General features: G+C 42.6%; 21 protein-coding genes. 14 read left to right on the forward strand and 7 right to left on the reverse strand.

Translation table 11 applies throughout. The features are described from left to right. Nucleotides 1-8: 8 nt before the first annotated feature. The 12 genes from cdsA (at nt 9) to tilS (ending at nt 15,534) form a co-directional block, all read left to right on the forward strand. Nucleotides 9-857, forward strand: a complete 849-nt coding sequence (cdsA, locus tag AACQ83_RS18865) for a phosphatidate cytidylyltransferase (protein ID WP_112879147.1) — start codon at nt 9-11, stop codon at nt 855-857. Between the two features lie 28 nt (nt 858-885). After that, complete coding sequence (rseP, locus tag AACQ83_RS18870; RefSeq protein WP_112879148.1) at nt 886-2,241, forward strand: sigma E protease regulator RseP; 1,356 nt, start codon at nt 886-888, stop codon at nt 2,239-2,241. A 34-nt stretch (nt 2,242-2,275) separates the two neighbouring features. Further along, nucleotides 2,276-4,669: an outer membrane protein assembly factor BamA gene (gene bamA, locus AACQ83_RS18875; protein ID WP_112879149.1), complete on the forward strand. Its 2,394-nt coding sequence runs from the start codon at nt 2,276-2,278 to the stop codon at nt 4,667-4,669. A 111-nt stretch (nt 4,670-4,780) separates the two neighbouring features. Next, complete coding sequence (gene skp, locus AACQ83_RS18880) at nt 4,781-5,278, forward strand: molecular chaperone Skp (RefSeq protein WP_112879150.1); 498 nt, start codon at nt 4,781-4,783, stop codon at nt 5,276-5,278. Between the two features lie 3 nt (nt 5,279-5,281). Beyond that, nucleotides 5,282-6,310, forward strand: coding sequence for a UDP-3-O-(3-hydroxymyristoyl)glucosamine N-acyltransferase (gene lpxD, locus AACQ83_RS18885; RefSeq protein ID WP_112879151.1), 1,029 nt, complete (start codon nt 5,282-5,284; stop codon nt 6,308-6,310). Between the two features lie 148 nt (nt 6,311-6,458). Next, nucleotides 6,459-6,911, forward strand: a complete 453-nt coding sequence (fabZ, locus tag AACQ83_RS18890; RefSeq protein WP_011145059.1) for a 3-hydroxyacyl-ACP dehydratase FabZ — start codon at nt 6,459-6,461, stop codon at nt 6,909-6,911. Between the two features lie 3 nt (nt 6,912-6,914). Beyond that, nucleotides 6,915-7,703: an acyl-ACP--UDP-N-acetylglucosamine O-acyltransferase gene (gene lpxA, locus AACQ83_RS18895; RefSeq protein WP_112879152.1), complete on the forward strand. Its 789-nt coding sequence runs from the start codon at nt 6,915-6,917 to the stop codon at nt 7,701-7,703. Nucleotides 7,704-7,707: 4 nt separating this feature from the next. Further along, nucleotides 7,708-8,892, forward strand: coding sequence for a lipid-A-disaccharide synthase (gene lpxB, locus AACQ83_RS18900; RefSeq protein WP_112879153.1), 1,185 nt, complete (start codon nt 7,708-7,710; stop codon nt 8,890-8,892). Then, complete coding sequence (rnhB, locus tag AACQ83_RS18905; RefSeq protein WP_112879154.1) at nt 8,889-9,482, forward strand: ribonuclease HII; 594 nt, start codon at nt 8,889-8,891, stop codon at nt 9,480-9,482. The genes lpxB and rnhB overlap by 4 nt, the downstream gene beginning before the upstream one ends. A 53-nt stretch (nt 9,483-9,535) precedes the next feature. Further along, a complete protein-coding gene (gene dnaE, locus AACQ83_RS18910) occupies nt 9,536-13,018 on the forward strand; it encodes a DNA polymerase III subunit alpha (protein ID WP_112879155.1) in 3,483 nt (1,160 codons plus the stop codon). Between the two features lie 13 nt (nt 13,019-13,031). Next, a complete protein-coding gene (accA, locus tag AACQ83_RS18915) occupies nt 13,032-13,991 on the forward strand; it encodes an acetyl-CoA carboxylase carboxyl transferase subunit alpha (protein WP_112879156.1) in 960 nt (319 codons plus the stop codon). Nucleotides 13,992-14,205: 214 nt separating this feature from the next. After that, a complete protein-coding gene (gene tilS / locus AACQ83_RS18920) occupies nt 14,206-15,534 on the forward strand; it encodes a tRNA lysidine(34) synthetase TilS (RefSeq protein ID WP_112879157.1) in 1,329 nt (442 codons plus the stop codon). Between the two features lie 32 nt (nt 15,535-15,566). Here the strand turns inward: tilS and rof are convergent, their stop codons facing one another. Next, nucleotides 15,567-15,833, reverse strand: a complete 267-nt coding sequence (rof, locus tag AACQ83_RS18925; protein ID WP_112879158.1) for a Rho-binding antiterminator — start codon at nt 15,831-15,833, stop codon at nt 15,567-15,569. Nucleotides 15,834-16,167: 334 nt separating this feature from the next. Here rof and nlpE point away from each other — a divergent pair, with 334 nt between their 5' ends. Continuing rightward, nucleotides 16,168-16,833, forward strand: coding sequence for an envelope stress response activation lipoprotein NlpE (nlpE, locus tag AACQ83_RS18930; RefSeq protein ID WP_112879159.1), 666 nt, complete (start codon nt 16,168-16,170; stop codon nt 16,831-16,833). Between the two features lie 107 nt (nt 16,834-16,940). Here the strand turns inward: nlpE and proS are convergent, their stop codons facing one another. The 6 genes from proS to metN form a co-directional block, all read right to left on the reverse strand. After that, nucleotides 16,941-18,659, reverse strand: a complete 1,719-nt coding sequence (gene proS, locus AACQ83_RS18935; RefSeq protein ID WP_112879160.1) for a proline--tRNA ligase — start codon at nt 18,657-18,659, stop codon at nt 16,941-16,943. 125 nt (nt 18,660-18,784) lie between these two features. After that, nucleotides 18,785-19,492, reverse strand: coding sequence for a tRNA (N6-threonylcarbamoyladenosine(37)-N6)-methyltransferase TrmO (tsaA, locus tag AACQ83_RS18940; RefSeq protein ID WP_112879161.1), 708 nt, complete (start codon nt 19,490-19,492; stop codon nt 18,785-18,787). Further along, nucleotides 19,489-19,887, reverse strand: coding sequence for an Rcs stress response system protein RcsF (gene rcsF / locus AACQ83_RS18945; RefSeq protein WP_112879162.1), 399 nt, complete (start codon nt 19,885-19,887; stop codon nt 19,489-19,491). The genes tsaA and rcsF overlap by 4 nt, the downstream gene beginning before the upstream one ends. 142 nt (nt 19,888-20,029) lie before the next feature. Further along, nucleotides 20,030-20,845, reverse strand: a complete 816-nt coding sequence (locus AACQ83_RS18950) for a MetQ/NlpA family lipoprotein (RefSeq protein WP_112879163.1) — start codon at nt 20,843-20,845, stop codon at nt 20,030-20,032. Nucleotides 20,846-20,910: 65 nt separating this feature from the next. Then, nucleotides 20,911-21,564 (reverse strand): methionine ABC transporter permease MetI, encoded by a 654-nt coding sequence (locus AACQ83_RS18955; protein ID WP_112879164.1) that lies wholly within the window; start codon nt 21,562-21,564, stop codon nt 20,911-20,913. Next, the gene (metN, locus tag AACQ83_RS18960; protein WP_112879165.1) at nt 21,557-22,588 is read right to left on the reverse strand and encodes a methionine ABC transporter ATP-binding protein MetN; all 1,032 of its coding nucleotides are present in this window, start codon (nt 22,586-22,588) and stop codon (nt 21,557-21,559) included. Before metN ends, AACQ83_RS18955 begins: the two co-directional genes overlap by 8 nt. Before the next feature lie 195 nt (nt 22,589-22,783). Between metN and gmhB the strand changes: the two genes are divergently transcribed. Beyond that, nucleotides 22,784-23,350, forward strand: a complete 567-nt coding sequence (gmhB, locus tag AACQ83_RS18965) for a D-glycero-beta-D-manno-heptose 1,7-bisphosphate 7-phosphatase (RefSeq protein ID WP_112879168.1) — start codon at nt 22,784-22,786, stop codon at nt 23,348-23,350. Nucleotides 23,351-23,500 lie beyond the last annotated feature (150 nt).

Below are 23,500 nucleotides of genomic sequence, written 5' to 3' on the forward strand. Positions count from 1 at the left end.
AGGAACTCTTGCTGAAGTACCGCCTTATAACGGCTGTGATATTAATCCCTCTTGTGATTGCCGCTCTATTTTTGCTGCCACCAGTAGCGTTTGGGCTGGTGATTATTGCTGTTTCAGCCCTTGCTGCATGGGAATGGGGGCAATTCGCTGGCTTATTTAACCAAAAGAAACGGGCTATTTTGGCAGTTCTGTTTGCTATTGGTTTATTGGCCTTACAATATACTCTGCCAGATTTCACTGATTTGATTGGACAACCACAAATCACTTTTATCCTATGGGGGGGAATGATTTGGTGGATTGTCGCGACGCTTCTGGTTGTTACCTATCCTTCTTCCGCTGTAATTTGGAAGAGTTCCATTTTATTGCGCCTTTTGTTTGGTGTCCTGACATTAGTGCCGTTTTACTGTGGAATGATGGTGTTACGGACTCAGGGATATGATGATAATTCATATTATGGTGCATGGTGGTTATTGTATGTCATGTTGCTAGTGTGGGGAGCGGATTCCGGTGCTTATCTCTTCGGACGTACTTTAGGTAAACGTAAAATGGCACCGAAAGTTTCTCCAGGAAAAACGCTGGAAGGATTAATGGGGGGGTTAATGACAGCGGCCATTATTTCATGGTTGTTTGGGAAATATGCTCCAGTACCTGCAATGCCTGAAAAACTCATGTTGTGTTCTGCTATTGTTGTTATCGCTTCTGTATTTGGTGATTTGACTGAGAGTATGTTCAAACGTGAATCGGGTATTAAGGATAGCAGCCAGCTAATTCCGGGACATGGCGGTGTTATGGATCGTATTGATAGCCTGACGGCTGCGATCCCTGTTTTTACTGGCCTAATGTTGCTGGTATTTTGATCTCTATGTTTGACGGTGTTTGAAGAATATGATGGGAATTCTCTGGAATCTGGCGGCTTTTATTATTGCGCTAGGGATATTGATCACTGTGCATGAGTTTGGCCATTTTTGGGTGGCCAGAAAGTGTGGTATTCACGTTGAACGTTTCTCCATTGGTTTTGGTAAAGCTCTATGGCGGCGTACAGATCGTCAAGGAACTGAATATGTTATAGCCCTTATTCCACTGGGGGGATATGTGAAAATGCTTGATGAGCGTGTTTCACCTGTTTCTCCTGAACACCGTCATATGGCATTCAATAATAAAACACTTGGTCAGCGTGCTGCGGTAGTCAGTGCTGGGCCAATTGCTAACTTTTTATTGGCGGCTGTGGTTTATTGGTTGGTGTTTATTATTGGTGTGCCGGCAATACGTCCTGTTGTTGCGGATATCAAACCAGATTCTATCGCTGCGCAAGCAAATATTTCATCGGGAATGGAACTAAAATCCGTAGATGGTATCGAAACGCCTGATTGGAATTCAGTTCGTTTTGCTCTGATAGGTAAGATAGGTGACGATAATATGACTGTTCAGGTTATCTCTCCAGGCTCATCATATCCGGTGGAGAAAACTCTGGATTTGCAGCAATGGAGCTTTGATCCGGATAAGCATGATCCTGTATTGTCACTAGGGATTATGCCTGTCGGTCCTCGTTTGGATTCTCTGGTGGAAAAAGTTATCCTTGGCTCCGCAGCAGAAAAAGCGGGTTTGCAAAAGGGGGATAGGATAGTTAAAGTCGGTGACCAGGAAATAGATACTTGGCATACTTTTACATCCTTTGTCAGCAATAATCCGAATGTCCCGCTGGAACTTTCCGTGGATCGGGCTGGTCATATTATTTCTCTCTCTATGACGCCGGAAGCAAGACAACAGTCTGGTGGCAGGAAAGTTGGTTTTGCCGGTGTGGAACTGCGAGTTGTGCCATTAGCCGATGAATATAGAATCGTTCAGCAATACGGGCCTTTCTCTGCCATGTATCAGGCAGGAGATAAGACTTGGCAACTGATGCGATTAACTGTCAGTATGATTGGTAAGCTGATCGTTGGTGATGTGAAAATTAACAACCTGAGTGGGCCTATCTCTATCGCTAAAGGGGCGGGGGTGTCGGCTGATTCCGGCTTGGTGTATTATTTGATGTTTTTGGCGCTAATAAGTGTCAATCTTGGGGTTATTAATCTGATCCCATTACCTGTGTTAGATGGTGGACACTTGCTCTTCTTGTTTATCGAAAAGATAAAAGGTGGGCCAGTTTCCGAGCGTGTACAAGACTTCAGCTATCGCATCGGTGCCATAGTACTGGTGTTATTGATGGGGCTTGCACTTTTCAATGATTTCTCCCGTTTTTAAAGCGGAAGACTAGTTAGGAAGACGCATTACAACGATGGCGATGAAAAAGTTACTCATAGCGTCGCTGCTGTTTGGCAGCGCCACTGCATACGGCGCAGACGGATTCGTAGTTCAGGATATTCACTTTGAAGGTCTTCAACGCGTCGCCGTAGGTGCAGCATTACTGAATATGCCAGTTCGCGTAGGTGATACGGTCAGCGATGAAGATATCGGTCATACCATTCATGCACTATTTGCTACTGGTAACTTTGAAGACGTTCGTGTCCTGCGTGATGGCAATACACTTATTGTTCAGGTAAAAGAACGGCCGACTATTGCCAGCATCACTTTCTCTGGCAATAAATCGGTGAAAGATGACATGTTGATACAAAACCTTGAGGCATCTCATGTTCGGATCGGAGAAGCCCTTGACCGTACGATGTTGTCCAATATCGAAAGAGGGTTGGAGGATTTCTATTATAGTGTGGGTAAATACAACGCCAGTGTAAAAGCGGTTGTTACGCCACTTCCACGTAACCGTGTCGATTTGAAACTGGTTTTCGCTGAAGGTGTTTCGGCAAAAATCCAGCAAATTAACATTGTTGGTAATAAATCATTTTCTTCTGATGAGTTATTGAATCGTTTCCAACTTAGAGATGATGTACCGTGGTGGAATCTGACTGCCGATCAGAAATATCAGAAACAAAAATTGACTGGTGACCTTGAAACATTGCGCAGTTTTTACCTTGATCGCGGTTATGCCCGTTTTAACATTGATTCGACTCAGGTCAGTTTGACGCCAGATAAAAAAGGTATTTATGTCACGATAAATATAACTGAAGGTGATCAATACAAAATATCAGGTATTGACCTGAACGGTAATATGGCGGGTTATCAGTCAGAAATTACTAAACTGGCTACCATTGAGCCTGGTTCTCTGTATAACGGGACTCAGGTGACTAAAATGGAAAATGACATCAAGAACTTGCTTGGTCGCTATGGTTATGCTTACCCACGAGTGATGACGCAACCTGAGATCAATGATCAGGACAAGACAGTAAAACTGCATGTCAATATTGATGCAGGTAACCGTTTCTATGTTCGTAAAATTCGTTTCTCTGGTAATGACACCACTAAAGATTCCGTTCTGCGTCGTGAAATGCGTCAGATGGAAAGGGCATGGTTAGGAAGTGATCTGGTTGAACTGGGTAAAGAGCGTCTTAACCGTTTGGGTTATTTCGAAACGGTAGATGTTGAAACTCAGCGTGTACCAAGCAGCCCTGATCAGGTAGATATTGTTTATAAAGTTAAAGAGCGTAATACCGGCTCTTTGAACTTTGGTGTTGGTTTTGGTACAGAAAGTGGTGTCAGTTTCCAGATCGGTGCTCAGCAGGATAACTGGTTGGGTACAGGTAATTCTGTGGGGATTAATGCCAGTAAGAACGATTATTCAACTTATGCTGAGCTCTCCTTCACTGATCCATACTTCACAGTTAATGGTGTGAGTCTTGGTGGCCGGGTATTCTACAACGATTTCAGGGCCGATGATGCTGAATTATCCAGTTATACTAACCAAAGTTACGGTATAGATGGTTTCCTCGGTTTCCCGGTTAATGAAAATAACTCTCTGCGTTTTGGATTAAATTATGTTCATAACTCGCTGTCTAATATGCTTCCTCAGGCAGCAATGTGGCGCTATCTGAATTCCATGGGAGAGAAACCAGATTATAAAAGTAAAGCTGAGTTCAAAGCGGACGACTTCGCTTTGAATGTAGGTTGGACATATAACAACCTTGATCGTGGCTTCTTCCCAACATCTGGTGTGAAATCGACTCTGAATGGTAAAGTGACTATTCCTGGTTCGGATAACGAATTCTATAAAGTGACTTTTGATACCTCTGCGTATTATCCAATTAATGATGATCATACTTGGGTGATTTTGGGGCGTGGTCGTTTAGGTTATGGGGATGGATTAGGTGGTAAAGAGTTACCATTCTATGAAAACTTTTATGCAGGTGGTTCCAGTACGGTTCGTGGTTTCCGTTCTAACAATATTGGTCCTAAAGCTATTTACCTGTATAAGGACGGATTGCCTAAGAAAGAGAGTCCATCTCGTGATGCTGTAGGGGGTAACGCAATGGCGGTAGCCAGCCTTGAGTTGATTACGCCAACACCATTCCTTGATAGTAAGTATTCGAATTCTGTCCGAACTTCATTCTTTATTGATTCAGGTACGGTTTGGGATACCGATTGGAATGATTCTGCTGCGATGAAGAGCAAAGGTATACCTGATTACAGTAAACCAGGTAATATCCGTGTTTCGGCGGGTATTGCATTGCAATGGATGTCTCCTTTAGGTCCGCTGGTGTTCTCTTATGCTAAGCCGATTAAAGATTACGAAGGTGATAGATCAGAGCAATTCCAATTTAATATTGGCAAAACCTGGTGATAATGCATTTTTATCTTATTATTGATAGAGCAAGCTCTGAAATCGTAGGTTTCAGAGCATTAACTAAGTTTTTCCAATAGGTTACAGATAGCGTGGTTTAAGGAGTTTATAGTGAAAAAATGGTTGTGTGCAGCAAGTTTTGGTATTGCATTAGCTTTCTCTGCTGGTGCTCAGGCAGCAAACAAAATTGCCGTTGTAAATGTTGGTGAGATTTTCCAGCAGTTGCCAGCCCGCGAAGCTGTTGTGAAGCAGTTGGAAAATGAGTTTAAAAACCGCGCATCTGAATTGCAACGGATGGAATCTGATTTACAATCCAAGATCCAGAAATTACAGCGTGATGGCTCCACTATGAAATCCAGTGAGCGCACTAATCTGGAAAAAGAAGTGATGGCTAAGCGTGAAGAATTTGGCAAAAAAGCCCAAGCTTTTGAACAAGATCACCGTCGTCGCGAGATGGAAGAACGCAACAAAATTCTAAGTCGTATTCAGGATGCAATCAAAGTGGTTGCTGGCAAAGAAGGCTATGATGTCGTTATTGATGCGAACGCTGTTGCTTATTCAGTATCTGGCAAAAATATTACTGCAAGTGTATTGAAACAGGTTAAATAATAGATGTCTTCAATTCGATTGGCTGATTTAGCTCAGCAGTTGAATGCACAATTACATGGTGATGGCGATATTGTTATCACCAGTATTGCACCAATGCATTCGGCCAATAGCGAACAGATCACTTTTTTGTCTGACAGTCGTTACCGTGAGCGTTTAGGTGAATGTCAGGCTGCCGCTGTTGTTCTCCAGGCGTCAGATCTTCCTTATTGCAATATTCCGGCATTGGTCGTTGCCAATCCTTATCTGGCATATGCCTATATGGCTCAGATTATGGATACAACACCGGTTCCCGCACAGGATATTCACCCTTCTGCGGTGATTTCACCTCAGGCAACTTTGGGTAAAAACGTTGCTGTCGGAGCTAATGCGGTTATCGAATCTGGTGTTGTTCTTGGCGATAATGTTGTTATAGGTGCAGGCTGCTTTATTGGTAAAAATGTGCGTATTGGCGCGGGAACTCGTCTCTGGGCGAATGTCTCTGTTTATCATAATGTTGAAATGGGTGAACAGTGTTTGATTCAGTCAGGAACAGTGATCGGATCTGATGGTTTTGGCTATGCGAATGATCGTGGTAAATGGGTTAAAATCCCTCAATTAGGTTCAGTCATTATTGGTGACCGGGTTGAGATTGGCGCCTGTACAACTATCGATCGAGGCGCTTTGGATAATACCATTATTGGCAATGGAGTCATTATCGATAACCAGTGTCAGATTGCTCATAATGTTATCATTGGTGATAATACGGCGGTTGCTGGCGGTGTGATCATGGCCGGTAGTCTGAAAATTGGTTGTTACTGTATGATTGGTGGCGCCAGTGTCATTAATGGACATATGGAAATCTGTGATAAGGTAACAGTCACTGGGATGAGTATGGTGATGCGTCCTATCACTAAACCTGGTGTATACTCCTCTGGAATTCCGGCACAACCAAATAAAGTTTGGCGTAAGACGGCAGCTTTAGTCATGAATATCAATGAAATGAATAAACGTCTTAAGTCAATGGAGAGTAAGCTGGAAGACGAAAACGAGTAATTGCACTATATTTAATTGTACTATATTTAATTGCACTATATTTTTGGTTGTGTCTTATTTTTGCGGCCTGCCTGGGAACTCTGGATTTGGGGTTTAAGCGGGCCGTGTCGTTAATACAATTAGTCCTTTTGACAGGAAGAGTATTTAGATGAGTGATAATCATACTCTGCACATTGAAGAAATTTTAGATCTACTTCCACATCGTTATCCGTTTTTATTAGTGGATCGCGTGCTTGATTTTGAGGAAGGTAAATTCTTACGTGCAGTAAAAAACGTATCTTTTAACGAACCCTTCTTTCAGGGGCATTTTCCCGGCAAACCTATTTTCCCAGGCGTTCTGATCCTTGAAGCTATGGCGCAGGCTACCGGAATTCTGGCATTTAGGAGTGTGGGCAAGCTAGAGCCAAATGAGCTCTATTATTTTGCCGCTATCGATGGTGCCCGCTTTAAACGCCCGGTAGTGCCTGGGGATCAAATGATATTAGAAGTAGAATTTATTAAGGAGCGTCGAGGGGTTGCGCGTTGTAGAGGCGTAGCGAAAGTCGATGGAGAAATAGCTTGCGAAGCAGAAATGATGTGTGCTCGCCGTCGTGAGGTTTAGCCCATGATTGATGAAACCGCTTATATACATCCTAGCGCTATTGTAGAAGATGGTGCGGTTATTGGTGCCAATGTTCGTATTGGGCCGTTTTGTTGTATTGGTTCTCAGGTTGAAATTGGCGAAAGTACAGAGCTGAAGTCTCATGTTGTTGTCAATGGAATAACCAAAATCGGCCGTGATAACCAGATTTTTCAGTTTGCTTCTATTGGCGAAATGAATCAGGACCTGAAATATCACGGTGAACCAACCCGAGTTGAAATTGGTGATCGTAACCGTATCCGCGAAAGTGTCACCATTCATCGTGGCACTGTGCAGGGTGGCGGTGTAACGAAAATCGGTAATGATAATTTGTTGATGATTAATGCCCATATTGCTCATGACTGTATTGTCGGTGATCGTTGTGTCATTGCTAATAATGGTACTTTGGGGGGGCATGTTATCCTGGGTGATTATGTCATCATTGGTGGTATGAGTGCGATTCATCAGTTTTGTCAGATTGGCTCTCATGCTATGGTGGGCGGGTGTTCCGGCGTGGTACAGGATATTCCGCCATACGTTATTGCTCAGGGGAATCATGCAACACCTTTTGGCACTAATGTTGAAGGCCTGAAACGCCGTGGTTTTGATAAAGATTCATTGAATGCAATTAGAAATGCGTACAAGATTTTGTATCGTAACGGAAAAACGTTAGAAGAAGCACAACAAGAAATTGCTGAGCTGGCTGAAAATAATCAGCATGTAAAAATCTTCAGCGATTTTCTGGCAAATTCTACCCGTGGCATTGTCCGTTAAGTAGATGAAGGATACCCCTTTGGCTACCATTTCTTCTATTGATAGTCTGCGTCCGTTGACTATTGGATTAATCGCCGGAGAAACCTCCGGTGATATCCTTGGAGCAGGTTTAATTCGTGCATTAAAAGCTAAAGTACCTAATGCCCGTTTTGTTGGTGTGGCAGGCCCTCTTATGCAGGCTGAAGGTTGTGAAGCTTGGTATGAGATGGAAGAGCTAGCAGTAATGGGGGTTGTCGAAGTTCTCGAACGTTTGCCTCGTTTACTGAAAATACGTAAGGATCTGACAACCCGTTTCACGGAACTAAAACCTGATGTGTTTGTGGGCATTGATGCGCCGGATTTCAATATTACTCTAGAAGGTCGGTTAAAACAGCGGGGCATCCGCACCATTCATTATGTTAGTCCGTCGGTATGGGCTTGGCGGCAGAAACGTGTTTTCAAAATTGGTAAAGCCACAGATATGGTTCTGGCTTTCTTACCTTTTGAAAAAGCGTTTTACGATAAGTTTAATGTTCCGTGCCGGTTTATTGGACATACCATGGCGGATGCTATGCCATTGCAACCCAATAAAGTGACGGCACGTGAGCTATTAGGTATTCTGCCAGAGTCTATTTGCTTGGCTTTATTGCCGGGGAGTCGTCATTCTGAGGTTGAGATGCTGAGTGCGGATTTTCTTAAAACTGCTCAGTTATTGAAGCGAAACATACCTGATCTGCATGTATTTGTGCCGTTGGTGAATGCTAAACGGCGTGAACAATTTGAGCGCATTAAGCAAGAAGTTGCGCCAGAGCTGAATGTTCATCTTGTGGATGGCAAAGCGAGAGAAATCATGATCGCAAGTGATGCTGCACTTTTGGCCTCAGGTACTGCTGCTCTGGAATGTATGTTGGCAAAATGTCCAATGGTAGTTGGTTATCGGATGAAGCCATTGACTTTCTGGTTGGCAAAACGCCTGGTAAAAACGCCTTATGTTTCATTGCCTAACTTATTATCCGGTGAAGAGTTAGTTAAAGAATTATTGCAGGAAAAATGTCAGCCGCAAAAACTGGCAGATGAGTTGTTGCCGTTACTACAAGGCAGTGAAAAAGTTGAAGTATTGAAACAGACATTTTTACATTTGCATGAAAGCATTCGTTGTAATGCTGATGAACAGGCAGCACAAGCCGTGTTGGAATTGGCAGGAAAATGATGGAATTTATATATCCTCAGGCAAGTTTGATTGCTGGAGTTGATGAAGTTGGTCGAGGTCCATTAGTGGGGGCGGTTGTGACTGCGGCTGTTATTTTAGATCCATTACAGCCGATAGTTGGTTTGGCTGATTCTAAAAAACTTAGTGAAAAACGCCGCGAGGCACTGTATCTGGAGATCACAGAAAAAGCATTGTGCTGGAGCTTGGGGCGTGCAGAGCCGGCAGAAATTGATCAATTGAATATCCTGCATGCAACTATGCTTGCGATGCAAAGGGCTGTGGCTAATTTGCCTATTTCTCCTGAATATGTGCTGATTGATGGTAACCGTTGCCCTAAATTGCCTATGCCGGCACAAGCGGTGATAAAAGGCGATGGACTGGTTGCTGAAATCAGTGCCGCTTCTATTGTGGCGAAAGTTACCAGAGATCGGGAAATGGCTGAACTTGATCAACTGTTTCCCGAATATGGATTTGCTAAGCATAAAGGCTACCCGACGGCATTTCATTTAGAAAAGTTGGTTCGGTTGGGAGCGACAGAACATCATCGTAAAAGTTTTGCGCCGGTTAAGAGAGCAATTGGCCTTAAATAAACTTGTTGACTGAATATAGCTATTCTTCAAATTAATATCATCTGGATAAATATATGGCCGAACCCCGTTTTGTGCACTTACGTGTTCACAGCGACTATTCAATGATTGATGGCTTAGCCAAAACCAGCCCTTTAGTGAAAAAGGTTGCGCAATTAGGTATGCCGGCTTTTGCGATCACTGATTTTACTAATTTGTGTGGACTGGTAAGATTTTACGGCAGTGCTCATGGAGCAGGAATAAAACCGATTATTGGTGCTGATTTTTATGTAGAAAGTGAACTGCTTGGTGATGAGCACGCTAGCCTGACCATTCTTGCGCGCAATAATACGGGTTACCATAACCTGACATTGCTGATATCAGAGGCTTATCAGAAGGGATATGGTGCGATTGGTCCGACAATTAAACAGGAATGGCTGATAAACCATAAAGAAGGGCTAATTCTGCTCTCCGGTGGTCGTATGGGGGATGTGGGTAAATTCCTGTTACGTGGTAATCAGGCTATGGTGGACCAATGCCTTGAGTTTTATCAGGAACATTTTCCCGGCTGTTATTATTTGGAGCTGATTCGTACTGGCCGTGCAGATGAAGAAAGTTATCTTCATGCGGCGGTTGCATTGGCAACGGAAAAAAGCCTGCCTGTTGTTGCAACTAATGAGGTTTGTTTCATTGATAGCGAAGATTTCGATGCTCATGAGATTCGCGTAGCGATTCATGATGGCTATACCTTGGCTGACCCTAAACGTCCGAAAAATTACAGTCCTCAGCAATATCTGCGTAGTGAACAGGAAATGTGTGAGCTATTCGCTGATATTCCTGAAGCGCTGGAAAACAGTGTAGAAATTGCTAAGCGCTGTAATGTCACTATTCGCCTTGGTGAATATTTCCTGCCGCAATTCCCTACGGGAGAAATGAGTACTGAAGATTATCTGATAGATAGATCTAAACAAGGGTTGGAAGAACGTTTAGCATTTCTCTATCCGGATCCTAAAGTACGCGCAGAAAAACGTCCTGAATATGATGAGAGACTCGATATTGAACTTCGGGTTATCAACCAGATGGGATTCCCGGGCTACTTCCTGATCGTGATGGAATTCATTCAGTGGTCGAAAGACAACGGTGTTCCTGTTGGTCCAGGGCGTGGTTCGGGAGCAGGTTCTCTGGTGGCTTATGCCCTAAAAATAACCGATCTCGATCCTTTGGAATTTGATCTGCTATTTGAACGATTCCTTAACCCTGAACGTGTTTCCATGCCCGATTTTGACGTCGATTTTTGTATGGAAAAACGCGATCTAGTGATTGATCATGTGGCTGATATGTATGGTCGTAATGCCGTATCTCAGATCATTACATTCGGTACAATGGCAGCGAAAGCGGTAATTCGGGATGTTGGCCGTGTGCTAGGGCATCCATACGGATTTGTTGATAGGATTTCCAAATTGATACCGCTTGATCCCGGTATGACGTTGGAGAAAGCATTTGCCGCGGAGCCACAACTTCCTGAAATCTATGAAGCGGATGAGGAAGTTAAAGCACTGATAGATATGGCGCGTAAATTGGAAGGTGTCACTCGTAATGCAGGGAAACATGCGGGTGGGGTAGTTATCGCCCCAACTAAGATCACCGATTTTTCGCCCCTCTATTGTGACCCGGAAGGTTTGAACCCGGTTACTCAGTTTGATAAAAACGATGTGGAATATGCAGGGTTGGTGAAATTTGACTTCCTCGGACTGAGGACACTGACCATTATCAACTGGGCATTGGAGATGATCAACGCGCGTAGAGCGAAGAAAGGTCTAGAGCCGATTGATATTGCAGCGATTCCGCTGAACGATGCTAAAAGCTTTGATATGTTGCAACGCGCTGAAACAACAGCGGTATTTCAGCTTGAATCCCGTGGTATGAAGGATCTGATTAAACGTCTGCGTCCCGACTGCTTCGAAGATATGATCGCACTTGTCGCTTTATTCCGTCCAGGTCCCTTGCAATCAGGCATGGTGGATAATTTCATTGATCGCAAACATGGCCGGGAAGAGCTCTCATACCCAGATATACAGTGGCAGCACGAATCTTTACAGCCTGTGTTGGAGCCAACTTACGGCATCATCCTTTATCAAGAACAAGTGATGCAGATTGCTCAGGTGCTGGCGGGATATACTCTCGGTGGTGCAGATATGCTCCGACGGGCGATGGGTAAGAAAAAGCCGGAGGAGATGGCTAAGCAGCGTTCTGTCTTTGAAGAAGGTGCAAAGAAACTGGGTGTTAATGGCGAACTGGCAATGAAAATCTTTGACCTAGTAGAGAAGTTTGCCGGTTATGGATTTAACAAATCTCACTCTGCTGCGTATGCCTTGGTTTCTTACCAGACTTTATGGTTGAAAGCGCATTACCCGGCTGAATTCATGGCTGCGGTGATGACTGCTGATATGGATAATACAGAAAAAGTCGTTGGGTTGATTGATGAATGCTGGCGCATGGGGCTGAAAATCTTACCACCTGATATTAATAGTGGTTTGTATCATTTCCACGTTAATGATGATGGGGAGATCGTATATGGAATCGGCGCAATTAAAGGGGTAGGTGAAGGGCCGATTGAAGCGATCATCGAAGCTCGTCAGAAAGATGGTTATTTTAGAGAACTGTTTGATTTATGTGCCCGCGTTGACACCAAGAAGTTAAATCGCCGAGTGATGGAAAAACTGATCATGTCAGGGGCATTTGACCGTTTAGGGCCGCACCGTGCAGCACTGATGTCCTCGTTGGAAGATGCGCTAAAAGCGGCAGATCAACATGCTAAAGCAGAAGCTACTGGTCAGACTGATATGTTTGGTGTATTAGCTGAAGCGCCAGAAGAAGTGGAACGCTCTTATGCCAATATTTCTCAATGGCCGGAACAGATTGTTCTTGATGGTGAACGGGAAACACTGGGTCTCTATTTAACTGGGCATCCTATCACCCGTTATTTAAAAGAAATTGAGCGCTATACTAGTGGATTGAGGTTAAAAGATGTGAATCCAACCCCGCGCGGTCAAGTAACGACTGTGATAGGTTTGGTGTTAGCATCCAAAGTGATTATAACCAAACGAGGTAACCGGATTGGTATTTGTACTTTAGATGATCGTTCAGGACGTCTAGAAGTTATGTTATTTTCCGATGCCTTGGAGAAATATCGGCATTTGCTAGAACAAGACCGGATATTAATCGTTACAGGTCAGGTCAGCTTTGATGATTTCAATGGCGGTCTTAAAATGACAGCCCGTGAATTAATGGATATTAGTGAAGCGCGTGAAAAATATGCGCGTGGGCTTGCTATCTCGCTGTCAGACAGGCAAATTGATGATCAATTGTTGAGCCGTCTTCGTAGTGCATTGGAACCACATCGTTCGGGAACGATACCGGTTCATCTTTATTACCAGAGGGAAGACGCCCGCGCCCGTTTAAGATTTGGCGCGACGTGGAGGGTAACGCCAACGGATAACCTTCTGACAGATTTGCGAACTCTGCTGGGTAATGAGCAGGTAGAATTAGAATTTGACTAAAATTAGGAATGTTATGAGTCTGAATTTTCTTGAATTTGAACAGCCGATTGCCGAGCTGGAAGCGAAAATTGATTCGCTAACCGCAGTTAGCCGTCAAGGTGAAAAATTAGATATAAATCTGGATGAAGAAATACAACGTTTGCGGGAAAAAAGTCTGGAATTGACTCGCAAAATTTTTTCAGATTTAGGTGCCTGGCAAATTGCTCAGCTTGCTCGTCACCCACGTCGTCCTTATACGTTGGACTATGTTCAGCATATTTTTACTGATTTTGACGAGCTTGCTGGTGATCGTGCTTATGCTGATGACAAAGCAATTGTAGGTGGTCTGGCTCGTATTGATGGACGTCCAGTGATGGTGATTGGTCACCAAAAAGGCCGTGAAACCAAAGAAAAAATTCGCCGTAATTTCGGTATGCCAGCGCCAGAAGGTTATCGTAAGGCTTTGCGCCTGATGGAAATGGCCGAGCGTTTTAAACTGCCAATTATTACTTTCATTGATACTCCTGGTGCATATCCAGGGGTTGGTGCAGAAGAGCGTGGTCAATCTGAGGCGATAGCTCGCAACTTGCGTGAAATGTCCCGTCTGTCTGTGCCTGTTATTTGTACTGTGATTGGTGAAGGTGGCTCTGGTGGAGCACTGGCGATTGGTGTTGGTGATAAAGTGAATATGTTGCAATATAGTACTTATTCTGTTATCTCCCCAGAAGGTTGTGCCTCAATTTTGTGGAAAAGCGCGGAAAAAGCACCTTTGGCGGCAGAAGCAATGGGGATAACTGCACCTCGTTTGAAAGAACTGGAATTGATCGATTCTGTGATTTCAGAGCCATTAGGTGGCGCTCATCGTGACTATGAAGCAATATCCACGTCGTTGAAAGCTCAGTTGTTGATTGACCTGGCAGAGCTTGATCATTTGACATCTGAAGAGTTAATCAATCGCCGATATCAGCGTTTGATGCAATATGGTTATTGTTGATATCTGAACTCATTGTTTGAATGGAGGGATGGAAATGATTGTAACTGATAAATTTCAGCTACTTCCATCCCCTACTGTTTCTGCTTTCTTTATTTATTTTGTATTTTTAATGAAAGTGACGGAAAACCTTATTAACGGGTAGTGATCTTAAACTGAATAAAATAGGCGATAACAAATTCATATTATTGCACATTAGAGAACGCTTGAATCTGTAATGACAAACATTAATGAGAGACTATTTGTCACTTTGGCTAAACAGCTTGGTGAATATAAGAAAATCCTGGTTGGATTCAGTGGTGGGTTAGATTCCTCGGTTTTGCTTCATTTGTTGGTTAATTGGCGTAATCAACATAATCAGGAAATTCAACTAAGGGCAATACATATTCACCACGGTTTAAACCTAAAAGCAGATCAGTGGATTGAACATTGTCAGCTGATCTGTGATGACTGGCAAGTGGAGTTTCATTCTGCAAGAGTAACGATAGATGCTCGTCAAAAGGGGATTGAGGCTGCTGCTCGTGATGCTCGATATCAGGTATTCAAGCGCGAATTACAAAAAGACGAAGTTTTGGTAACAGCTCAACATCTTGATGATCAGGCGGAAACTTTTTTACTGGCATTAAAGCGAGGTAGTGGTCCGGCAGGTCTTGCTTCTATGCCTTCAATCGCTGTATTTGCTGATACATTATTGTTACGTCCATTACTTGACTATAGCCGGAATGAATTGGAAATGTATGCCAGTAAACATCGTCTGGATTGGATTGAAGACGACAGTAATCAAGATGATCGTTATGACAGAAATTTTCTGCGCTTACATATTATGCCGTTACTAAATCAACGTTGGCCGCATTTCCCTCAAGTTGCTGCTCGTAGTGCAAGTTTATGTGGTGAACAAGAACAGCTTCTAGATGAATTACTGAATGAGTCTTTGAAAGAGCTGATAACCCAAGATGGTGCTTTGGGTATTTCGTCTTTGGCTGTATGTTCAGAAGCCAAACGAAATGCTTTGTTACGCCGTTGGTTTGGTTACCATGAAATGAAAATGCCTTCACGAGAGCAGCTTAACCGGCTTTGGTATGAGGTGGCTCTGGCTCGTACTGATGCTGAGCCTCGGCTACAATTTGGTAAATATGATGTACGCCGTTATAAGCAAAAACTCTGGTTGGTTCCTCAGTGGCAATCTTTGAGAGAGACTATTCTTGAGTGGGATATTTGCAATACTTTGGTATTACCTGATCGCTTAGGAGAATTGAATATTTCTGATTGTGGTATTCAAGTAAGGGCCCCGGCTGATAATGAACGAGTGACTATTCGCTTTGGTGTCCAGGGAATGATAAGTATTGTGGGGCGTCAACACTCCCGGCATAGTAAAAAATTGTGGCAAGAGCTTGGGGTTGCTCCGTGGCTTAGAGAGCGAATTCCATTGCTTTATTACAACGAACAATTGATAGCGGCGTTAGGTATTTTTGTTACCAAGGAAAGTGAAGCGGTAGAAGGAAGAGAGATGTTAACAATTAACTGGCATAAAACGCTGTTAAAATAAAAAGTTAAGCCGCCAAAGGCGGCTGTTTTCTATCAAGATTCAGAGTGTTCAATAATAATAGTGCCAATTTTAGGGTGACTGAAACTAGCAATATGATCTAACCGCAATTCACGGGGTTTACCTTCTGTTTCAATTATCAAGTATTCAACTTTTTTTCTTAAAACCAAATCACAGGCTTTTCCTTCAATAACTTCCCCACCCCGCAACTTTATGTGGAGGTGGAGCTGATGTTGGCAAGTTGACTCAAGATTGTCGTAGTCGTCACAGTTAATTGGTTGATATTCAGTATTTATAGACATATTCGCTCACCACTATGGTTAGTGGCGGTTATTGCCGCCCGTGGTTGTTAAAAATTGTAACTCAAAAGCACTATTAATGACTATAGCACAGGAAATCAATCGTGATTAATGAATAACTTTGGTTATTCATTCTGAACAGTAAGTAAATAAAAGTCTTATTTCACAGCAAGTTCCTGACAGAAGTATTAAAATCGGCCCACATTATTTTGCTATTATTGAGTAACATCCTTAAGAAGGACAGTATTTACGCTATTAAGCTTGAATAATCGCTATGTTCCTTGTGTTACTTATAAGATGAGAATTATAGAACTCACTATACTGTGTGGAGATAAATGTGAATAAAAAACTTTTGACAGCGTTAGTTGCTGTGGGCGTATCTGCTTTGATGGGATGTAAAGGTAACTCAGCACAGCAAATGAGTTCACAGCCAGTAGATCAGACTTTTCATGGTGCTCTTCCTTGCGCTGATTGTTCTGGTATTGATACCACACTGTTATTGGATAATGACGGTACTTATATTCTGGAACAAACTTATATTGGCGCTCGTGATGGTGACCAGTCGTTCTTTGAATCCGGTCTATGGGCTAAAGATGGAGAGAAAATTCGCCTGACAAAATCAGACGACCAGAAATCTTATTATCTGTTGAAAGGTGAAAACTTGGTAATGCTGGATATTGAAGGCAATAAAATTGAATCATCATTCAATTATGAACTGCAACGGGTAAAACCGAAGAAACTGGCGGGTGAATACAGTTATATGGCTGATGCTGCTTTGTTTACAGATTGTAGTACAGGTAAGCGGTATGCTGTAACGGAAAGTCTGGATTTGGAGCAAGGCTATCATCAAGTCGGTGTGGAAGGTGGAACGCCGGTTTATGTTGAAGTTGAAGGCTATTACAGCGTCCGTCCTTCAATGGAAGATGGGCAATTTGATCCTGCCCTGATTCAGACGGGTAAAATCCATTTCGATAAATCGAAATCTTGTAATATGAAGAAATAATTTTAGCTTCAGTATGAATGGTGATAATGGGCTAAGAAGCGTAAAATCCTCTGTTGCGACATGACCATTATCACCATACTATTCAATAAGTGACTGAAAAATCCTAATTAACAACCAAGTTGTTGCTTCAGGTAATCAACAACATCGTCTAGTTTCAGCATCTGTTTTTCATCATCGCGGCGATGTTTATATTCTACTTCGCCATTATCAAGATTACGGTCACCAATAACGACAGTGTGTGGTACACCGATAAGCTCCATATCGGCAAACATCACGCCTGGGCGTTCCTTGCGATCATCAAAAATAACATCAATACCGCTAGCGCGTAGATCGGCATACAGTTTCTCTGCAACTTCTTTAACACGGTATGACTTGTGCATATTCATTGGCAAAATAGCAACTTGGAATGGTGCAATTGCATCAGGCCAGATGATACCGCTGTCATCGTGATTTTGTTCAATCGCTGCGGCGACAATACGAGTGACGCCAATACCATAACAGCCCATAGTGACTATCTGATTGTGGCCGTCTTCGCCTTGAACAGTCGCTTTCATGGCATCAGAATATTTGGTGCCAAGCTGGAAGATATGGCCCACTTCAATACCACGTTTGATGAGCAATGTACCTTTACCATCCGGGCTGGCATCACCTTCAACAACATTACGGATATCAGCAACTTCTGGTACCGGTAGATCGCGTTCCCAGTTGATACCGAAATAGTGTTTGTCATCGATATTGGCACCTGCGCCAAAATCACTCATCACTGCCACACTGCGATCAATAATAACGGGTATTGGCAGATTGACAGGTCCCAATGAACCTGGGCCTGCACCAACAATTGAGCGAATTTCTTCTTCGGTGGCAAAAGCCAGTGGGCTGGCAACTAGAGATAATTTCTCTGCTTTGATTTCATTAAGTTCATGGTCGCCGCGAACCAGTAAGGCGATCAATTTATGACTTGTTCCTTCTGCTGCGTGAACCATCAGGGTTTTAACTGTTTTCTCAATTGGCAGATTGAATTGCTCAACCAGTTCAGCAATTGTTTTTGCGTTTGGAGTATCTACCAGATGCATCTCTTTTGTTGGTACTGCGCGATCATGAGCGGGGGCAACAGCTTCAGCTAATTCAATATTGGCTGCGTAATTGGATTCAGTGGAGAAGACGATATCATCTTCTCCACTGGCTGCCAGAACCTGAAATTCATGAGAAGCACTACCACCGATGGAACCGGTATCAGCCAGAACAGCACGAAAATCCAAACCTATACGGGTAAAAATTTTGCTGTAGGCTTCATACATGTTGTCATAAGTTTCTTGTAATGATGCTTGGGTAGCATGGAAAGAGTAAGCATCTTTCATTAGGAATTCACGGGAGCGCATCACGCCAAAACGAGGGCGAACTTCATCGCGAAATTTAGTCTGGATCTGGAATAGAGTCAGGGGTAACTGCTTATATGAGCTGACTTCATTGCGGATCAGATCAGTGATGACCTCTTCATGAGTTGGACCTAGTACAAAAGGACGATCACCTCGGTCAACAAAACGCAGTAACTCTGGACCATATTGTTCCCAGCGGCCACTTTCTTGCCATAGATCTGCCGGTTGTACGACAGGCATAGATATTTCAATCGCTCCGGTATTGTTCATCTCTTCTCGAACAATTTTTTCGACTTTTTTGAGTACACGGATACCTGTAGGCATCCAATTGTACAGACCTGAAGCGAGCTTACGGATCATGCCCGCACGAAGCATCAGCTTATGGCTGACAACCTCCGCATCGGCAGGAGTCTCTTTTAATGTAGAGAGCAGATATTGGCTAGTACGCATTGTTAGGTTCCATTAGAGCAGCAAATTGCTTCTGACTGGCAGAAATTTGCCAGCCAATAAAAAAACGAAAATAAGCCTTTAGTCTACCAGTGAGTTTAAGATGCCAAAAGGGTATATGCTGATTTTTAATGGGGATCTATAGAGACCACTTCGGTCAATGTGCCACATATTTTCCAGCGCACATTAAAATCCAGTAAATGAGCAGCATACTCCCGATTTTCCTGTTCTCTTCTCCGGTAAGCAGGACGAGGATCCTGGGCTAAAACTTGACTGATAAAACGGCGTAAATTTGGATAAATATTTTGAATTGAGATTAGCTGTTGCTCAGCGGTAGGCGAAAATACCACTTCCATATCGGTAGAAGGGGCTTGCTGCGCAAAACCCGCCATTGCATGAGGCTGACATTCAGCGAAAGGTAGATAAGGCTTAATATCGATAACAGGCGTACCATCAATTAAATCCAGGCTACCCAGTTCCAGAGTAACTCGACCTTTCCTGTATTCGATCCCTCTAAGTTCAATCAGAGACATGCCAATTGGATTAGGCCGAAAAGTCGAGCGGGTTGCGAATACGCCCATTTTTGCATTGCCACCTAAACGAGGAGGACGCACCATTGGCTTCCAGCCGCCTTCTATTGTTTGATGGAAGATGAAAATAACCCACAGATGACTAAATTGTTCCAGACCACGAACTGCATCCGGTTGATTATAGGGAGGAAGAAGTACCAGTTTCCCTCCACCATCTTCAATAAGACCTGGTTGGCGGGGAACGGCAAATTTTTCTTTATAAGGGGAGTGGATAACCCCTATCTGCGTGAAATGGAAATCGGTCATTGGGTGATAAGCAGGGCTGAGCCTTCACATATTGCTATCTGGTAGCATCCTTGGCCTGATAATATTTCGCATTGATGCAATAAAACAGCGTTAGCATTCAAATAAGCTGCTTTGGTTATCATCTGGTTGCGAGCCACGGTGATATTTGCTGGTGGATCCTGTAAGGAACTACGACACGATTGACCAGAAACAATCCCTAAATCTTTAAATAAGACACCTAATAATTCTTCACTCTTGGTATATAACTTTACGGATGAAGAGAAATGTTTTTTCTCTCCGGTTGATAGTTTTGTGTGCCTCATATCTGATAACTGGGAAGAGTCAGGAAATGTTGTTTGTTGTACTGAACATCCAGTTATGGACAGTGCTAGTAAAGAGGCAAGTAGCCTACGCATGATAGATCCTCGAATTTTTACTGTTAGAGTTAAGCGAATCGATCAGGTTAACAAAAAATACCGAAAACATGATGCCATAATAAATCAGGCGGACAACCTGTCCGCCTGATTATTCTAATATCGATGAACGTAATATGAAAGATTACCAACCTTTCACTGCGCCACCATTAAAGATCTTATTGGCAGCTTCATCAACTTCGTCTGATTGATATGCCTTAACGAATTTCTTAACATTTTCAGCATCTTTATTATCTTCTCTACTAACCAGTAGGTTTACATAGGGAGAATCTTTATCTTCAACAAATAAACCATCTTTTGCTGGAGTCAGACCAATCTGGCTTGCATAGGTTGTATTAATGATTGCCAGAGCAATTTTTTGATCATCCAGTGAACGTGGCAATTGTGGTGCTTCCAATTCGACTAGTTTTAAATTCTTAGGATTTTCAACAACGTCTAGAACCGTTGGTAATAAGCCTATGCTATCTTTTAATTTAATTAAACTTTGTTTCTGCAACAGTAATAAAGAGCGGCCTAAGTTCGTTGGATCGTTTGGTAACGCAATTTGGGAACCATCCTGCAATTCATCCAGAGATTTAATTTTTTTGGAATAACCCGCAATTGGATAAACAAAAGAGTTGCCAACTGTGACCATCTTATAGCCACGATCTTTGATTTGCTGATCCATATAGGGTTTGTGCTGGTATGCATTCAGATCAATATCGCCTTTGCTCAGTGCTTCGTTTGGCAATACAAAATCATTAAAGGTTACCAGTTCTACATCAAGACCATATTTATCTTTAGCGACTTTTTTTGCAATTTCAGCCACTTCCTGTTCTGCACCAACGATAACGCCTACTTTAATATGGTTTGGATCTTGTTTTTCTTGCCCGCAGCCAGACAGAATTAATGAGCCTAAAAGAGCGCTGATAGTTGCGATGGTTTTTAATTTAACAGACATACTTTACCCCTATAGAATACTGATTTATTAGCACCGACACAGGTACTGCTATTAAAATAATCTTGTTATTTACGTGTTGTGGCCTTAACTAAATGGTCACCACTTAATTGAATTAAATAAACTAAAATAACCAGTAACACTAATACGGTATTCATTACTGTTGCATTATAGCCGATATATCCGTATTGGTAACCAATCTGGCCTAATCCGCCTGCACCTACAGCACCTCCCATTGCAGAATAACCGACTAAAGTTATGAGGGTAATTGTGGCTGCATTGAGCAAACCAGGTAATGCTTCAGGTAACAGAATTTTCTTTATAATCTGGAATGGGGTTGCTCCCATGGCTCTAGCAGCTTCAATTAGTCCCGATGGAATTTCTAATAAAGCATTTTCCACCATACGAGCAATAAATGGTGCAGCACCTATGGTTAATGGGACAATGGCAGCCTGTAAACCGATCGATGTTCCCACAATTAGCCTGGTAAAAGGAATCATCCACACCAGTAAAATAATAAATGGGATAGAACGGAAAATATTAACTACCGCTGAAAGAAAACGATAGAGTTTACTATTTTCCATAATTTGATCGGGACGGGTGACATATAGCAATACACCTATCGGCAGCCCGATAATGAAGCCAAAGAAACCAGAAACAAAAGTCATTACTAGAGTTTCCCAGACGCCTTTAGCCAGTAATAAAATCATTCCTTCAGACATAACCAAGAACCTCTACTTTCACATGATGATCTTGTAAAAATTTAATCGTTGACTCAACGCCACCATTTTCACCGTGTAATTCTGCTAACATCACACCAAATTTTACGCCACCGGCATAGTCGATTTGAGAACTTAATATATTCATATCAATATCAAAACGACGTACCGCCATTGAAATCAGTGGGGCATCTACAGATTGACCGGTGAACTCTAATTTCAATAATGGACTAAGATTTGGTGCTGGGTGGCTTTGCATTTTTTGTACATAATCTTCGGGGACATCCAGATGCAAAGTTGACTGAATAAATGCCTGAGCGATAGGTGTCTTGGGATGAGAGAATACTTCACTAACAATGTCTTGTTCAATCAGTTGTCCGCCACTGATAACGGCTACTTGGTCACAAATACGTTTGACGACATCCATTTCATGTGTAATTAACAGAATAGTTAGCCCCAAACGGCGATTAATATCTTTCAATAATTCTAGAATAGAACGAGTTGTTGCAGGATCTAGAGCGCTGGTTGCTTCATCACATAAAAGTACTTTAGGTGAATTAGCTAGGGCACGGGCAATAGCAACACGTTGCTTCTGTCCGCCAGAGAGATTTGCTGGATAGGCATCATGCTTATCTTTAAGACCAACAAGCTCTAATAACTCGTCTACCCGTTTTTTGATTTCGGCCTTTGGAATGTTATCCAATTCCAAAGGTAAAGCTATGTTGCCAAACACTGTTCTTGAAGACAGCAAATTGAAGTGCTGGAAAATCATGCCGATACGACGACGTGCACGAGTTAAATCACTATCAGACAAGATAGTTAAATCCTGACCATTAACCAATACTTGCCCGGAAGTTGGACGCTCAAGCATATTTACACAGCGAATTAGTGTACTTTTACCTGCGCCGGATGAGCCAATAACACCGTAAATTTGCCCTTGCGGAACATGCAGGCTGATATCTGAAAGCGCGTTAATAGAATGGGCACCCTGCTGGAATATTTTATTGATATGTAACAGTTTTATCATTTTTATTCTTATTTATTTTTATAAAAATTTTGAAAATTGATAGCTTGAACATTTTTGAGAAAGCAAACCACCTGTTAAATCGGATGTTAAGGTGTCTAGACGTCTAAGTCAACTATGAATAAATTAATTGCTGCATTCTCATTCATGGCTAAATCGTGCGATACTGGGGGCTTCTTGCATTTTTGGAGCAATCGGGTGACACAAGGTATTCCTGCCGTATTTTTAGATCGTGACGGAACAATAAATATCGATCATGGTTATGTACATGAAATAGATGATTTTCAATTTATCGATGGTGTCATTGAAGCCATGATTGAATTGAAAAAGATGGGGTATGCACTGGTGTTAGTCACAAACCAGTCAGGTATTGCCCGTGGAATTTTCGATGAAGAGCAGTTTTTGCAACTGACGGAATGGATGGATTGGTCGCTAGCAGACCGTGGTGTGGATTTGGATGGCATCTATTATTGCCCTCATCACCCAGATGCAACTGAAGAGCAATATAAGAAGAGTTGTGACTGCCGTAAACCGCAGCCGGGTATGTTGCTGGATGCGCAGAGGGAGCTTGGTATCGATATGACAGCTTCTTTTATGATTGGTGACAAACTCGAAGATATGCAAGTCGCGACGCTGGCAAAAATTGGCACTAAGGTATTAGTTCGTACAGGTAAACCCGTTAACACTGAAGCTGAACAAGCGGCTAATTTGATAATAAATAGTCTTGCAGACTTACCTAAAGCAATTAAAGGCATCAAAAAATAGGTTTTTTGTTCTTTATATCATCATTTTGTTGAAAAAATCCGCGAATAAAAGTTTTTTTCAAATAAACGCTTGCCAGCGCCAAAGAACGCCCTATAATGCGCCACCACTGACCGACACAACGCTGATAAACATTGTGAGGTCGGGCAGAGA

Source organism: Photorhabdus sp. S10-54 (genome assembly GCF_963878145.1).
Taxonomy (GTDB): domain Bacteria; phylum Pseudomonadota; class Gammaproteobacteria; order Enterobacterales; family Enterobacteriaceae; genus Photorhabdus; species Photorhabdus kayaii.